The organism is Leifsonia sp. Leaf264 (assembly GCF_001422325.1).
In the GTDB taxonomy this organism is placed as follows: Bacteria; Actinomycetota; Actinomycetes; order Actinomycetales; family Microbacteriaceae; genus Orlajensenia.
Genome location: NZ_LMMR01000008.1, coordinates 22,001 through 35,869, shown reverse-complemented (window position 1 = coordinate 35,869; position 13,869 = coordinate 22,001). Strand labels below are relative to the sequence as shown.

At 69.1% G+C, this 13,869-nt stretch carries 14 protein-coding genes; 6 read left to right on the top strand and 8 right to left on the bottom strand.

Annotated elements, in window-relative coordinates:
* Positions 1-29: 29 nt before the first annotated feature.
* From ASF30_RS23425 to ASF30_RS19180, 3 genes are all read left to right on the top strand, one after another.
* Positions 30-434 carry an arsenate reductase ArsC gene (locus ASF30_RS23425; RefSeq protein ID WP_268765564.1) on the top strand — a complete coding sequence of 135 codons (405 nt, stop codon included), beginning with the start codon at positions 30-32 and terminating at the stop codon, positions 432-434.
* Positions 435-608: 174 nt separating this feature from the next.
* Positions 609-1,628 (top strand): PHP domain-containing protein, encoded by a 1,020-nt coding sequence (locus tag ASF30_RS19185; protein WP_055910643.1) that lies wholly within the window; start codon positions 609-611, stop codon positions 1,626-1,628.
* A gap of 200 nt (positions 1,629-1,828) precedes the next feature.
* On the top strand, positions 1,829-3,460 hold the full coding sequence (locus ASF30_RS19180) for a molybdopterin-dependent oxidoreductase (RefSeq protein ID WP_055910640.1): 1,632 nt from the start codon (positions 1,829-1,831) through the stop codon (positions 3,458-3,460).
* Positions 3,461-3,517: 57 nt separating this feature from the next.
* On the opposite strand, the gene ASF30_RS19175 is transcribed toward ASF30_RS19180, so the two are convergent.
* From ASF30_RS19175 to ASF30_RS19160, 5 genes are all read right to left on the bottom strand, one after another.
* Complete coding sequence (locus tag ASF30_RS19175; protein WP_055911042.1) at positions 3,518-4,075, bottom strand: NADPH-dependent FMN reductase; 558 nt, start codon at positions 4,073-4,075, stop codon at positions 3,518-3,520.
* A gap of 70 nt (positions 4,076-4,145) precedes the next feature.
* Positions 4,146-5,018 carry a carbohydrate kinase family protein gene (locus ASF30_RS19170; RefSeq protein ID WP_055911040.1) on the bottom strand — a complete coding sequence of 291 codons (873 nt, stop codon included), beginning with the start codon at positions 5,016-5,018 and terminating at the stop codon, positions 4,146-4,148.
* 194 nt (positions 5,019-5,212) lie between these two features.
* Positions 5,213-5,377, bottom strand: a complete 165-nt coding sequence (locus ASF30_RS22895) for a hypothetical protein (RefSeq protein WP_157497529.1) — start codon at positions 5,375-5,377, stop codon at positions 5,213-5,215.
* Between the two features lie 27 nt (positions 5,378-5,404).
* Positions 5,405-6,370: a hypothetical protein gene (locus tag ASF30_RS19165; RefSeq protein ID WP_200918492.1), complete on the bottom strand. Its 966-nt coding sequence runs from the start codon at positions 6,368-6,370 to the stop codon at positions 5,405-5,407.
* Complete coding sequence (locus tag ASF30_RS19160) at positions 6,370-7,029, bottom strand: hypothetical protein (RefSeq protein WP_055910639.1); 660 nt, start codon at positions 7,027-7,029, stop codon at positions 6,370-6,372. The genes ASF30_RS19165 and ASF30_RS19160 overlap by 1 nt, the downstream gene beginning before the upstream one ends.
* 298 nt (positions 7,030-7,327) lie before the next feature.
* Between ASF30_RS19160 and ASF30_RS19155 the strand changes: the two genes are divergently transcribed.
* Positions 7,328-9,397, top strand: a complete 2,070-nt coding sequence (locus ASF30_RS19155; RefSeq protein WP_055910637.1) for a glycosyl hydrolase family 28-related protein — start codon at positions 7,328-7,330, stop codon at positions 9,395-9,397.
* Positions 9,398-9,534: 137 nt separating this feature from the next.
* Here ASF30_RS19155 and ASF30_RS23420 read toward each other — a convergent pair whose 3' ends face one another.
* A complete protein-coding gene (locus tag ASF30_RS23420; protein WP_235480405.1) occupies positions 9,535-10,476 on the bottom strand; it encodes a lytic transglycosylase domain-containing protein in 942 nt (313 codons plus the stop codon).
* A 300-nt stretch (positions 10,477-10,776) separates the two neighbouring features.
* Positions 10,777-11,358, bottom strand: a complete 582-nt coding sequence (locus ASF30_RS19145) for a MarR family winged helix-turn-helix transcriptional regulator (protein WP_055910635.1) — start codon at positions 11,356-11,358, stop codon at positions 10,777-10,779.
* An 85-nt stretch (positions 11,359-11,443) separates the two neighbouring features.
* Here ASF30_RS19145 and ASF30_RS19140 point away from each other — a divergent pair, with 85 nt between their 5' ends.
* Complete coding sequence (locus ASF30_RS19140; RefSeq protein ID WP_055910632.1) at positions 11,444-12,013, top strand: NADPH-dependent F420 reductase; 570 nt, start codon at positions 11,444-11,446, stop codon at positions 12,011-12,013.
* 73 nt (positions 12,014-12,086) lie between these two features.
* Positions 12,087-13,316, top strand: a complete 1,230-nt coding sequence (locus ASF30_RS19135; protein ID WP_235480404.1) for an alpha/beta hydrolase family protein — start codon at positions 12,087-12,089, stop codon at positions 13,314-13,316.
* Between the two features lie 40 nt (positions 13,317-13,356).
* Here the strand turns inward: ASF30_RS19135 and ASF30_RS19130 are convergent, their stop codons facing one another.
* Positions 13,357-13,818 carry a MarR family winged helix-turn-helix transcriptional regulator gene (locus ASF30_RS19130; RefSeq protein ID WP_082468120.1) on the bottom strand — a complete coding sequence of 154 codons (462 nt, stop codon included), beginning with the start codon at positions 13,816-13,818 and terminating at the stop codon, positions 13,357-13,359.
* Between the last annotated feature and the right edge of the window lie 51 nt (positions 13,819-13,869).

The following is a 13,869-nucleotide window of genomic DNA, read 5'->3' as shown; positions in this document are numbered from 1 at the left end:
GTTCACCCGGGCAGCCTAGAATCGGCAGCGTGACCCCCTCAGTGCTCTTCGTCTGCGTGCACAACGCCGGCCGCTCGCAGATGGCCGCCGGCTACATGACGGCGCTGTCCGGTGGCCGCGTCGAGGTCCTCTCCGCCGGCTCGGAGCCGAAGGACCAGATCAACCCGATCGCCGTGCAGGCCATGGCCGAGGAGGGCATCGACATCGCGAACAACGTGCCGAAGATCCTCACGACCGATGCCGTGCGCGACTCCGATGTCGTCATCACGATGGGCTGCGGTGACACCTGCCCGATCTTCCCGGGCAAGCGCTACGAGGACTGGGAGCTCGACGACCCGGCCGGCCAGTCGATCGAGGCGGTCCGTCCGATCCGCGACGACATCAAGGCCCGCATCCGGAGCCTGCTGAGCGAGCTGCTGCCCGACCTGGCCTGAGCCACCCATCCGCACGCCCGTCGCCGCACTATTCAGACTCGATCGGGCGCCACGCGGCTGGCCGGTGTCGACACGCCGGGGCAGAACGAATCCGACCTGAATTGCGCTGTGACGGGCGCCGACGCTACCCGCAACCCCGTAGCGCTGCGCCGCCGCGACGGCGAGGATGGCGGGATGGACCCCGTCGAAGCCCTCGAGGAGATCGCGTTCAGGCTCGAGCGTGAACTGGCGTCGCGCTACAAGTCGAAGGCGTTCCGCAAGGCCGCCGGCATCATCGAGCCGCTCGGAGCCGCCGAGGTCGCGGCGCGCGTGGCCGACGGCCGCCTCAAGCGCACCGCCGGCATCGGTGACACGACCTATCGCGTGATCGAGCAGGCGACGGATGGGCGCGTGCCCGACTACCTCGCCGACCTGCGGGAGCGGGATGCCGCGACGGATGCTCCTCCCGGCTCGCTCCGCACCAAGCTCCGTGGCGACCTGCACAGCCACACCGAGTGGTCGGACGGCACCACCGGCATCGAGACGATGGCCCGCGCGGCCGAGGCCCTCGGACACGAGTACCTGGTGATCAGCGACCACTCCCCGAACCTCACCGTGGCTCGGGGCCTGACGGCGGAGCGGCTCGGCGAGCAGCTCGAGGTCATCGAGGCGCTCGATGCGCATGGCAGCGGCATCCGTCTGCTCACCGGGATCGAGGTCGACATCCTCGTCGACGGATCACTCGACCAGACGCGCGAGATGCTCGGGCAGCTCGACGTGGTGGTCGCATCGGTGCATTCGAAGCTGCGAGCGGATGCCGCGACGATGACGAGACGGATGCTGGGCGGCGTGACCGATCCGCGCACGAACGTACTCGGCCACTGCACCGGGCGGCTGGTGCAGGGCTCGCGCGGCACGAGGCCGCAGTCGGAGTTCGACGCCCGGCGCGTGTTCGAGGCGTGCGCGGAGAACTCGGTGGCGGTGGAGATCAACTCGCGGCCCGAGCGGCAGGATCCGCCCGACGAGCTCATCGCGCTGGCGCTGGAGATCGGCTGTCTGTTCAGCATCGACAGCGACGCGCACGCGCCCGGACAGCTCGGTCTGCTCGACCTGGGGGCGGCGCGGGCGGAGAAGGCGGGGGTGCCGGCGGAGCGCGTGGTGAACACCTGGCCCGTCGAGAGGCTCCTGGAGTGGGCGCGGCCTTCCACACGCTGAGGCCGCGATTGCGGCGCCGCAGAGCCCCCGCTCGCTGAGGCCGGACGCAGTCTGCGGTCCAAGTGCTTCGGGCGGTCGCTGCGCTCGGCCCTCAGCGAACGGAAGGTGGAGCGGAGTGAGGCGCGCCATCCGTTCGCCCGAGCGCTCCGAACACATCAGTAGCGGGTCATCTCCCGCGACGACGGATGCGGAGACCTGCCATGGCGAAGGACGAGCGCCACCCCCGGAAGCGCTTCTGGGCGTGGAGCGCGCTCGCCGGACTGGTGAGTGCCGCGGCCTTCCTCGCCTCGGCCGAGCTCGTCGCCCTGATCGTCGCCCGTGAGGGCAGTCCCATCCTGGCGGTCGGATCGTTCGTGATCGACATCGTTCCGCGCTGGGCCAAGGAATTCGCCATCGAGACCTTCGGCGCCAACGACAAGCTCTTCCTGCTGCTCGGTCTCGCGTTCGGAGTGGCCGTCGCAGCCGCCGTCGCCGGCGTGCTGCAGTTCCTGCGTCCACCGCTCGGTGTCATCGCGCTGGGCCTCGCCGGGGTGCTCTCCACGGCGGCCATCGTGACCAGGGCCGGAGCCAGTGCCCTCGCCTGGCTGCCGCCGGTGGTCGGCACGATCGTCGGCTCCCTTCTCCTCTGGCTGCTCATCACCAAGCTCCGCTCGTGGCGCGACGACGTGGTGGCGTCGCGCCGCGATGCGGTTCCGGTGACGGATGCCGCAGACACCAGCCCCGCGGCATCCGCAACCTCCGCCAGCTCGGCCGCGAAGAGCCCCGTCGACCGCCGTGGATTCCTGCGCCTGCTCGGAATCAGCGCGGCCGGAGCCGTGATCGTCGGTGTCGGCGCCCGCGTCGTGAACGTGACGACGGGGTCGATCGACGCCGTCCGCAAGGCCCTCAAGCTGCCTGCAGCCCGGGAGAAGGTGATGGTCCCGGATGGCGCCGACCTCGACATTCCGGGAATCACGCCGCTGTTCACCAGCAACAAGGACTTCTACAGGGTCGATACGGCCCTCACCGTGCCGAGCATCGATCCCGACAGCTGGACGCTGACGATCGACGGCATGGTCGGCGAGAAGGTCGAGCTGAGCTTCGACGACCTCGTGGGCATGGGCCTCGACGAGTACTCGATCACTCTCACCTGCGTCTCGAACGAGGTCGGCGGCGACCTGCTCGGCACGGCGAAGTGGCTGGGAATCCCGGTGCGCGACGTACTCAAGAAGGCGGCCCCGAAGTCGGGAGCCGACATGGTGCTCTCGCGCAGCATCGACGGCTTCACGGCCAGCACCCCGCTCGCCTCCCTCACCGATCCGAAGCTGGACGCCATCCTCGCGGTGGGTATGAACGGCGAACCGCTGCCGCTCGAGCACGGCTTCCCGGTACGTATGGTCGTGCCGGGCCTCTACGGCTACGTGTCGGCGACCAAGTGGCTGACCGAACTCACGGTCACCACCTTCGCCAGGGACGAGGCGTACTGGACTCCGCGGGGGTACAGCGCGAAGGCTCCGATCAAGTTCTCATCGCGCATCGACACCCCGCGCCTCGACAAGGCCATCGATGCCGGTCCGGTGAAGGTCGCCGGTGTCGCCTGGGCCCAGACCGTGGGCATCAAGCAGGTCGACGTGAAGATCGACGACAACGACTGGCAGGCCGCGAAACTCTCGGTTCCGGTCAACGTCGACACCTGGGTGCAGTGGTACGTCGACTGGGAGGCCACCTCAGGCACCCATTACGTCACTGTGCGCGCGACAGACAAGAACGGCGAGCAGCAGATCGAGGAGCGCGCCCCCATCGCGCCCGATGGATCGAGCGGCCTGCAGAAGACCCTGATCAGGGTGAACTAGGTCGAGTTCTCGACACTGATGCCGCGAGAGGGGGTGACAGTCATGACGAAACGGATCTCAGCGCAGCGGCGCCAGGCCCTCGGCCAGCGCCTGCAGCTCATCGAGTTCCTTGCGGATGATCGCCGTCTCCTTCTCCTGCGGGACGAAGACGCCGTCGACGACCTGCTTGCCGCCGAAGGTCAGCTCGACGTTGGCGCCGACCCGGATCATGCCGAGGCTGACCAGGACCGGAAGCAGGGCGACTACACCACGGGTGCCTGATGAGACCCCGCCGTAGCTGACGAAACCGACGGGCTTGCGCCACCACTCCTGGTTGAGGAAGTCGATGGCGTTCTTGAGAGCGGGGGAGGAGCTGTAGTTGTACTCCGGCGTGACGAAGAGGAAGGCATCCGCCGCGTCCACCCGCTCACTCCACGCGACGGTGTGCGGCTTCGTGTACTGCCGCAGCCGCGGATGGTTGGGCTCGTCCATGAACGGCAGGCCGAGTTCGACCAGGTCGACGAAGTCGACGTCGAATCCACCGTGTTCGATGGCCTCGGCGCGCGCCCACTCGGCGATCGGCAGCCCCACCCGGCCCGGTCGCACGCTGCCGACGATGATCATCAGTCTCGTCATGGTCCCCCCCTCGAACGGATGCTTCGACACTATGCCCACGCGACGGCATCTTTCAGCCTGGCCATCGGGCTCAGTCTCCGAGCAGGGCGTCGAGTGACGGATGCAGGTGCCTGGTCGTGAGTACCGAGGCGGCGTGGGCGGCTCCGGCGCCGAGGGCGGCATCGACGTCGGTGCCGGCGAGGCTGGCGTCGAGCACGGCCGACATGAAGGCGTCGCCGGCTCCGTTGGTGTCGCGCACGACCACGGGAACGGCCGCGACCTCGTGGCGCCGCATCCCCTGCTCGGATGCCGACACGGCGATGGCACCCCGCGCTCCGAGGGTGCAGACAGCGAGGCTCGCGCCGACGCTCACGATCGCCTCGAGGAAGTCCCACGGGTCGCCCGGAAGTCGATCGGCGTTCAAGAAGACGGCGTCTGCCGCCTCGAGGAACGGCCGGTGGAACTCGCTCTCGCCGTCGTAGTCGTGCAGGTCGGTCCAGATCGGAACTCCCGTGGCGCGCGCAGCGGACAGCAGGTCGCGGCTGCGCACCGAGAGGTCGAGCACGAGGGCTGCGGCATCCGTCATCGCCGTCATCAGTTCGTCGTCGGCGGATGCCCCGGGCGAGGTGGGCGTCGAGAGGTAGAGCGAGACGCGCTCGCCAGCGCGAGTCATGAGGTTGACGTGGCGCTCTGTGGCGTCGGCTTCGGGGGCGAGGAGACCGATGCCGCTCTCGGTGAGCACGCGACGCACGCGCTCGCCGTCGGGATCGTTGCCGAGGAGGGTGTGCAGCACCACGGGCCGCCCGAGCCCGACCAGTCCGAGCGCCTTGCCAGCAGAGGTGCCGCCCAGCGTCTCGTACTCCTCGGTGGCGAACTGCATGTGCGGGACCGGCTCGGGGAGGTGGTCGAGGTAGACCAGGCGGTTCCAGGATGCGGGTCCTGAGATGAAGACGTGCTCAGCCATGTGCGCCTCTCGATCGTGGCCGCCGATCGGCCATGTCGAGAGTAGCGGGGCGAGCGGATGCCAGCCGAGTGGGTGCGACCGGATGCCGACCGCGATGCAGCGCGCCATTTCGTGGGGGTGTGCGCCACGTCAGGTGGCGCGGAACCCCCGGAAATGGCGTGAGCGCGCCCGGCAGGCGCGGGGTGGGCACCTGACTAGAGGACGGGCCCGTCGCTCTCGGTGATGTTCGCGCCCTCGAAGAACGGGTCGACGCCGAGGTCCTTGTCGTTCTCCTTGCGCAGCTTCGCCTGCACCTCGGGGTCGTCGGCGAAGTCGCGGTCGTCGGGGCTGGTGTCGTCGGGGAGATTGGTGTCGGTCATGTCGGCCACGCTACTCCGGAGCATCCGTCACTCGGGAGCGTCATTGCGGAACTGGAATTGCACGCGGGTCGACCCGTCGAGCGGCACGACGAGGGTGGTGTCGCGGTTGCTCCAGGTGTCGGGCACCAGGAACATGCGGTCGTCACCGACGATCAGCAGGCGCAGCCCCCAGTACCGGTACCGGAACCTGTCGTCCTCGGCACCGGGAAGCGCGACCTCGTGCACGCCCGTCTGCTCGGGCAGGTACAGTCGTTGCTGGGTGTCGACGATCACGCTCGGCAGCTCGTCCAGGTGCCGCGCCTGGGCCTGGGCGAGGCCGAGGCCGGACCACTGCGCGACAGTGGCCGTCGCCCAGAACAGGGCAGCAGCCACGGTGGCCCACAGCAGCACGATGACGCCGAGGCGGGGTGGCGGGGCTCCGGATGCCGTGGCCGCATCCCTCTCCATCACCCGCAGGGTGCCGAGGCCGTATGCCGTGAGGGCCGCACCCACGGCGAGCACCAGCGGGGCGACGAGGGGGTAGTACGCCCAGGCGCCGATCACCGGGTAGAGGAAGACCAGCACCAGCCCGACCGCCAGCACGATGAGGCCCACGATGATCGCACCACGGATGCCGCTGCGCAGGCGCGGCGAGGCCAGTCGTCGGCGCAGGCCGGCGTGCAGCGCGATCAGCCCGGCGCCGAGCAGGGTGAGGACGAGCACGGGTACGAGCAGGGGCTGGGGAGAGCGCATCACGTAGTCCTGCGTGCTCAGCCCGATCACGTCGACGTCGACTCCGAAGTAGTCGAACTGCGCGCGCGACGAGACGTAGCCGAAGTAGAACAGCAGTGCGCCGATCAGGGTCGCCGGAGCGACGACGTTGCCGATGAATCCCGTCCACCGCTCGAACTGCGCGCCGGCGGGGGCAGCGGTCTCCTCCTTCGGCGACGGCGACGGCGTCGTCGGGTCGGGGTGAGCGCCGTCGCTCGCGTCGCGCCTGCTGCCGCGCCGCATCAGCCGTCGGTGCCGGGGTCGGTGCCGGGGTCGGTGCCGGGGTCGGTGTCGCCGGTATCCGTCGGCGGGAACTCGAGTTCGATCTGCGAGAACTGGGTCTGGGTCTCGTCCTGGATCGACTCCTCGAAGTCGGAGCATTCCGTCGAGGCCGGATCATCGCAGGCGATGTCGGCCTGGAGGGCGACGACGGGCCTGGCGCCGTCGGGGTCGAACGGCTCACCGTTCGGCCGGATGACGAGAAGGCAGGCGCGAGCGTCGGCGCCGTAGACGTAGTCCGTGCACGGCGGCAGCGAGCTGGAGCATCCGCCCTCTCCCAGGTCGAAGATCGCCGGAGTGAAGTCGATCTGCGTCACCCCGATGTGCACGCTCGGGGGGATGTCGGCGGCGTCCTCCTGGCCGAGCCAGTTCACCTCGACGCACTGCACCGCCGGATCAGCGCTGTCGACGACGCCTCCGCCGATCGGCAGGTTCGCGAGGTGGAGGGCCGGCTCATCGGACCCTCCGTCGTCGGGTGGCGGTGCCTCGTCCCCGGATTCGGGATCCACGACGACTGGGTCGTCGGGATCGACCTCACCGAGGTTCGAGCCCGGCCCGCCGCAGCCCGCGAGCGTGACCACGACGGCCGCGGCGAACAGCCAGCGGACGAGTCCCCTGTACATGGCAGCCTCCTCGAGTGCAGCGAGGGTTGGCGCTCATTCCGGCGTCGTCTCCACTATCGACCTTCTCGGCCCCGAGCGGCAACCACTGTTGTCCCCCATTCCCGATGGATCCGGCATCCCTTGCGTGCTCCTTGCAAGCCGATGCGCGGCATAGCGCAAGAAGTGGATGCTTTCGTGACAATTCCTCACATACCCTTGTGGCTTTCCGGATGGCGGCCGTAAGGTCGCCTCATCCCGTGGCGCGAGAGCGTCCGGAGTGCCCACCGGAGTGCACCACTGATAACGGAGCGAGTCGACGATGACACGAAACGTCCCCCGAAACCCCGACCACCGCCGCAGCCGCTGGCTCACCGCGGGCGTCGCAGCTGCCGCATCCGTCGCGATCGCGGCCGGCCTCACCCTCAGCGGAGCGACCGCCGCCCTGGCGGCGAGCCCGGCAGCCACGCCAGCTCCGGCACCCGCAGTCACCCGGGCGGCGCTCGACCCGGCCCTTGTCGCCGGGCGGGGCGCCGCTGTGGCGTTCAGCGAGCAGGAGGCCGAGTCCGCGGTCACGAACGGTGCGATCGTGGCCGCCGATCGCACCGCCTACACCCTCGCCGCCGAGGCCTCGGGGCGCAGCGCCGTCTCGCTCGCGCCGGGGCAGTACGTGGAGTTCACGCTGCCGAAGGCCGCGAACGCCATCACTGTGCGCTACAGCATCCCCGATTCCGCGACGGGCGGCGGAATCACGGCACCCCTGGCCGTCACGGCGAACGGCGGGGCGAAGCGCACCATGACGCTCACCTCGCAGTACTCCTGGCTGTACAACCAGTACCCGTTCACGAACGATCCGCAGGCAGGGCTGCTGCATCCGGACTGGTGGATCACCGAGTGCTCCTGCGTGCCGTCGCAGACCACGCCGACGCCGGTGATCTCGACGCCCTTCCGCCCCATGCACTTCTTCGACGAGCAACGACTGCTGCTCGGCAAGACCTACAAGGCGGGCGACGTCATCCGTCTCACGGCGCCCGCCGGGAGTGCGGCATCCGCCACGGTGATCGACCTGCTGGATTCCGAGAAGGTTGGTCTTCCGCACGTACGACTCGTGGCGGCGAACGTGCTGCTGTTCGGTGCCGATCCGCTCGGCAGGAAGGACTCGGCCGGAGCCTTCGACAAGGCCATCGCCTTCGCCAAGAAGAGCAAGCTGAAGGTCTACGTGCCACCGGGGGTCTACCAGGTGAACCGGCACATCATCGTCGACGACGTGACGATCGAGGGCGCGGGCAACTGGTACACGACCATCCGCGGCTCGGAGGTCGCCCTCTCGACGCCGACGCCCGACGGGTCTGTGCACACAGGGGTCGGCTTCTACGGGAAGGATGCCTCGGTCGGAGGCAGCCACAACGTGCACCTGTCAGGCTTCGCCATCCAGGGCGACGTGCGGGAGCGCATCGACACCGATCAGGTGAACGGCATCGGCGGCGCGCTCAGCGACTCGTCGATCGACGGTCTGTACATCCAGCACACCAAGGTGGGCATCTGGCTCGACGGACCGATGACGAACCTGTCGATCACCGACAATGTGATCGTCGACCAGATCGCCGATGGGCTCAACTTCCACACCGGAGTCACGAACTCGACGGTGGCGAACAACTTCGTGCGCAACACCGGTGACGACGGCCTCGCGATGTGGTCGGAGAAGGTGGGCAACGCCGGGAACACCTTCGACCACAACACCGTGCAGACGCCGACCCTGGCGAACGGCATCGCCATCTACGGCGGGAGCGACAACACGGTGTCGAACAACCTCATCGCCGACCCGATCCGCGAGGGCAGTGCGATCCAGGTGGGGTCGCGGTTCGGCGCCGAGGCCTTCGCGGGACACCTCTGGATCACCGACAACACCACGGTGCGCGCCGGCACCTACGAGCTCAACTGGAACATCGGGCTCGGGGCCATCTGGTTCTACGCGCTGGAGAAGAACATCGACGCCGACATCCAGGTGTCGGGCGACCACTTCCTCGACAACACCTACAACGCGATCATGGTCGTGGCCGACTGGCCGGTGAAGGACCTCTACTCGGTCACGAACCTGCACTTCGCGAACATCCGGGTCGATGGCACCGGCACCTCGGTGCTGAGCGCCCGGGCGATGGGATCGGCGAGCTTCGAGAACGTCGACGCCCGCAACGTCGGGGCTGTGGGCGTGAACAACTGCGGAGCGTTCAACTTCACGCCCACCGGATCGGAGTTCAGCATCACCGACCTCGGCGGCAACGACGGTGGCGGCACGACGGGACCGTGGCTGGCGCCCTGGGAGCTGCCGAACACGATCACGTGCGACGACCGTCCGCCCGTCGTGGTGCCGCCGGCGCCGTCGGCGTGGTGACGGGCATCCGCAACGCGTCGAGTCGCCCAGCTTCGTCGACTTCAGGCCTTCCTGTGCCTGCAGTGGCGACGAATCGGGGCGACTCGACGGGAGGGTTCAGGCGGTGACGGGTGCGCCGGCATCACCCCAGCGCTGGATCAGTACCAGCCCTGCGACTCCGAGGTATCCCAAGCGGCGCACGGCGAGCCGTAGCGGCCGGCGATGTAGCTGAGGCCCCAGCTGATCTGGGTTGCCGGGTTGGTGGCCCAGTCGGCTCCGGCCGACGCCATCTTGCTGGCGGGCAGGGCCTGCGGGATGCCGCCGGCACCGCTCGAGGCGTTGTAGGCGTTGGCGTTCCAGCCCGACTCCTTGTCCCACAGCGGAACGAGGCAACCGAACTGGTCGTCGCCCCAGCCGTACTGCGACGCCATCATGTCGCGGGCGATGGACTGAGCCTCGCTGGGGTTCGACGGGGCGGACGGGCGCGATCCGCTCGACGCCGTCTCGGTGGACGCGCTGGCCTCGGCCTCGGCGGCGGCCTCTGCTGCTGCGGCCTCGGCCTCGGCCGCGGCGGCGGCTTCGGCTGCGGCCTTCTCGGCAGCGACGCGGTCGGCCTCGGCTGTCGCGGCGGCGACCTTCTTCGCATCCGCCGTCACTTGGCTGGCAAGCGCGAAGACGCGCTGCGGAGCGAGGAGCTCGTAGTGGCTGAGCGCGGAGGAGTGCGTGGAGAGGGCCGTGGCGTCGGCCTTGTCCTTCGCTGCGGCGATGGTCTGCTTGGCGCCGGCGAGGGCTACCGTCGCCGACTTGGTGGCCTGGGCCTCGAGGATGCCGCCGTGTGCGGCGAGCTGTTCGGAGTGCAGGCCGGTGCTCTGGGCGAAGGCGGCCGTGGCCACGTTGCGCTCATTCTGCGCTGTCACAGCGGACTGCAGCACGAAGCCGGTTCCGACCATGCTCCCGACGGCGACGAGGGCGCCGGCCGTGAGGATGGGAACGCGGCCGCGGTGCCAGACCGAGCGGCGGGGAGAGGCGTGGAGAGCCTCGTTCTTCGAGATGGAGGTACGGGTTTTCAGCGAGGAGAACAGGTTTCGTATGACTTTCACTCGGCGGATCGCGCGGCGCTACGGCTGGCGCGGGCCTGAATCTTTCGTTCCTCGGGCGGGGGCGCCCGGGCGAAGTCGCCAGTCTGCACACGCTCTCTGGACGAAACCTCATGTTGTCCTGTTAATGTCATCCGAATCCGGATGTCGCTGCCACCGGGTCTGATACCCATGCATCCGCATGATGACGGGGCAGGGCGGGGTCTCGCAGCTGGTTTCAGGCGCGGTTGAAAAAGAAGCGCGATTCGCAGAATTTCTCGAGATCGGGCCGATTCGCCGGATTCTCGTGCAAGAGGGTCGCAGTCAGGCGGATGCCGACGACGCCGATGCCGACGCCGATGTCGTGTCGGCTGACGCCGCGTCGGCTGCCTCCGAGCCCAGCGCCGGCCGGCACGCCGTCGCCGACATCCGTCCCTCGGGGTCGAGCCTCTCGAGAAGGGTGCCACCGATCGCGTACAGCTGCTCGAGCTGCTCAGGGGACAGCGCGTCGGTGACGAGTGCCCGGACGTTCTCGGCATGGCCGGGTCCGGCTTCAGCGAACAGGGCGAGTCCGGCATCGGTCAGGCGGGCATTCGTCGCCCGACGGTCCTCCGGGCACGGGAAGCGCTCGATGAGTCCGCGCTCCTCGAGACGCCGCGCCACGTGGGAGAGGCGGGGAAGGGTGGCGTTCGTCTGCGAGGCCAGCCGCGTCATCCGCGAGGTGTGGTTGTCGGAGTCGGCCAGCACCATGAGCACGCGGTACTCGAAGTGCGTGAGTCGCGCGTCGCGCAGGAGTTGGGCGTCGAGCGCCCCGGGCAGCAGTTCGGTGACCGCGATGAGGCGCACCCAGGCCGCTTCCTCGGCCGCGGTCATGCCTGAGGAATCGGGGATCCGAGTGTCGACCATGCCCTGATTCTATTCGATTGGTTGAAGAAACAACCTAAGACGAGTACGGTCTTTAGTTGTTGGAACAACTTATTAGGGAGACGCCATGACCTCGGTCAGCATCATCGGAAACGGCAACATGGGCACGGCCATCGGCGCGCTCGCGGCGGAGGGCGGTCACACCGTGGAGTTCATCGACCATCAGTCCACCGCGATCGCGGGCGACATCGTCGTTCTCGCCGTTCCGTACCCGTCGGTCGCCGGCATCCTCGACGATCACGGGGCCGCGCTCGCCGGCAAGGTCGTCGTCGACATCACCAACCCGCTCGACTTCGCCACCTTCGACGGCCTGGTGGTTCCGGCCGACGGGTCGGCGGCATCCGTCATCGCGAAAGCGCTCCCGGAGTCGAAGGTCCTGAAGGCGTTCAACACGACCTTCGCCGGCACCCTCGCCTCGAAGACCGTGGGCGATGCGCCCGTCACAGTGCTCATCGCCGGCGACGACGATGCGGCCAAGGGACTGCTGGCCTCGGTGCTGACGGATGCCGGAGTCGCCTCGATCGACGCCGGCTCGCTGAAGCGGGCGCGCGAGCTCGAGGCACTCGGCTTCCTGCAGTTGACGCTCGCGGTGCAGGAGAAGATCGGCTGGACCGGCGGGTTCGCACTCGTCAAGTAGCGACAGGGCCGGCGACCGTGCGGATGCGGGCGATTGCTGAGGCCGCCAGCCGCCCCCGCGCTACAGTGCGATGGTGGCGCAGAGTCCCGACGGAACGCAGCCCCGGCGTCGGCAGCGGCGCTGGATCGTCACGGTGCTCGCGGCCCTGACGGCGACGCTCATCGCCCTCTTCACCGTCACCGTCGATCGCCGCGTCGACGCCGGAATCGTCGAGGAGTGGCAGGCGCCGGGCTTCTACCGCACGACGGGGTCCGAGGCATCCGCTCCACCGGGAACCATCGTGCGGTCGGAGCGGCTGCTGAGCGCTCCGACCGGATCCGAGGCCTGGCGCGTGCTCTTCCATTCCACGGATGTGCTGGGTCACGACATCCTGACGTCGGGAATCGTCGTCGCCCCCGTCGGCACAGCGCCGGCAGAGGGGCGCACGATCGTGTCGTGGGGGCACCCGACCACCGGGGCTGCGCAGCGCTGCGCGCCCTCCGTCGGCGTCGACCCGTTCATCCTCATCGAGGGCCTCCGCGACTTCCTCGAGGCCGGTTACGTCGTCGTCGCGGCGGACTACTCCGGCATGGGTGCCGCCGGCCCCGCCTCGTATCTGATCGGTGCAACCGAGGGCAACAACCTGCTCGACGCCGCACGAGCGGCCCGATCGCTCCCGACCGGCGCGAGCGATCGGCTGGTGCTCTGGGGCCACTCGCAGGGCGGTCACGCGGCGCTCTTCGCCGGGCAGAGGGCAGCGACCTACGCGCCGGAGCTCGCTCTGGAGGCCGTGGCCGTCGCGGCTCCGGCGACCGATCTCGGCGGACTCATGAACGCCGACATCGGCGACGTCTCAGGGGTGACGATCTCGGCCTATGCCTTCGCGGCCTTCAGCTCGGTCTACGGGCCGTCGACGCCGGATGCCGACCTCAGCGACATCCTCACCCCGGCCGGCGCCGCCGCGGTGCCGGCGATGGCGAAGCTCTGCCTGTTCGGCCAGAACAAGCAGCTGCACGCCATCGCGACGCCCCTGATCGGGAGGTTCCTGTCCTCCGACCCGGCCACCACCGAGCCGTGGAAGACCATGCTGGCTGACAACACCCCCGGAGCGACGGCACTGCCGGTGCCGTTGTTCGTGGCGCAGGGGCTCGACGACACCCTGGTGCATCCCGAGCTCACGAGCGACTTCGTGCGGCACGAGAAGGACCTCGGCGTCGACGTCGTCTACGACGAGATCCCGGGCACCGGGCACGGGGAGGTCGCGCTGCGGGCCGTGCCGAAGGTGCTGCCGTGGTTGGCCTCCGTCGGCGGTGGTCCGGAGTGACCGGCGTCAGTCGGCACCGGGGCCGCCGGATGCCGAGCGCTTACGCGCCGCTGTTGTAGCGCGAGAGCAGTGCGGCGAAGGTCTCGAGGTCGTCGGCACCCCAGTGCGCGAGGCGGTCGGTGAGGGCCGCGAGGAGCTCGGCCGATGATTCCGCCTGCAGGATGCGGCCGCTCGCCGTGAGCTCGATGGCCTGGCCGCGCGTCGCCGGACCGGCGCCCGACCCTGCTGCATCCGGAGCGAACTGCACCAGGCCGAGGTCGAACAGGATCTTGAGCTGCCGGGAGACCGTCGACTTGTGCAGCTGGAAGTGGTTGGCGATGTCGACGCCGCGCGCACCGGGGTTCGCCTCGATGAAGTTGAGCAGCGACTGGTCGACCAGGGACAACGACGGATGCGTGCGACGGGCGCGAGCGGATCCGCGGCGCGTGGCCGTGGTCAGTTCGTCGCGGATGCGGGCTATCGCGGGGGCTGGGTCGGTCGGCTCCGTCAATTCCATGACCATGCCTCCAACCTAGTGCGACCTCGAGGATTTGAGTTGAGTGATGCAACCTTG

Bases quoted from the DNA above. Each gene is read 5' to 3' on its own strand.
- ASF30_RS22895 (WP_157497529.1), bottom strand. From the start codon at position 5,377: ATGACCGACACCAATCTCCCCGACGACACCAGCCCCGACGACCGCGAC.
- ASF30_RS19185 (WP_055910643.1), top strand. From the start codon at position 609: ATGGACCCCGTCGAAGCCCTCGAGGAGATCGCGTTCAGGCTCGAGCGT.
- ASF30_RS19145 (WP_055910635.1), bottom strand. From the start codon at position 11,358: ATGGTCGACACTCGGATCCCCGATTCCTCAGGCATGACCGCGGCCGAG.
- ASF30_RS19130 (WP_082468120.1), bottom strand. From the start codon at position 13,818: ATGGTCATGGAATTGACGGAGCCGACCGACCCAGCCCCCGCGATAGCC.
- ASF30_RS19165 (WP_200918492.1), bottom strand. From the start codon at position 6,370: ATGCGGCGCGGCAGCAGGCGCGACGCGAGCGACGGCGCTCACCCCGAC.
- ASF30_RS19180 (WP_055910640.1), top strand. From the start codon at position 1,829: ATGGCGAAGGACGAGCGCCACCCCCGGAAGCGCTTCTGGGCGTGGAGC.
- ASF30_RS19170 (WP_055911040.1), bottom strand. From the start codon at position 5,018: ATGGCTGAGCACGTCTTCATCTCAGGACCCGCATCCTGGAACCGCCTG.
- ASF30_RS19140 (WP_055910632.1), top strand. From the start codon at position 11,444: ATGACCTCGGTCAGCATCATCGGAAACGGCAACATGGGCACGGCCATC.
- ASF30_RS19160 (WP_055910639.1), bottom strand. From the start codon at position 7,029: ATGTACAGGGGACTCGTCCGCTGGCTGTTCGCCGCGGCCGTCGTGGTC.
- ASF30_RS19175 (WP_055911042.1), bottom strand. From the start codon at position 4,075: ATGACGAGACTGATGATCATCGTCGGCAGCGTGCGACCGGGCCGGGTG.
- ASF30_RS19155 (WP_055910637.1), top strand. From the start codon at position 7,328: ATGACACGAAACGTCCCCCGAAACCCCGACCACCGCCGCAGCCGCTGG.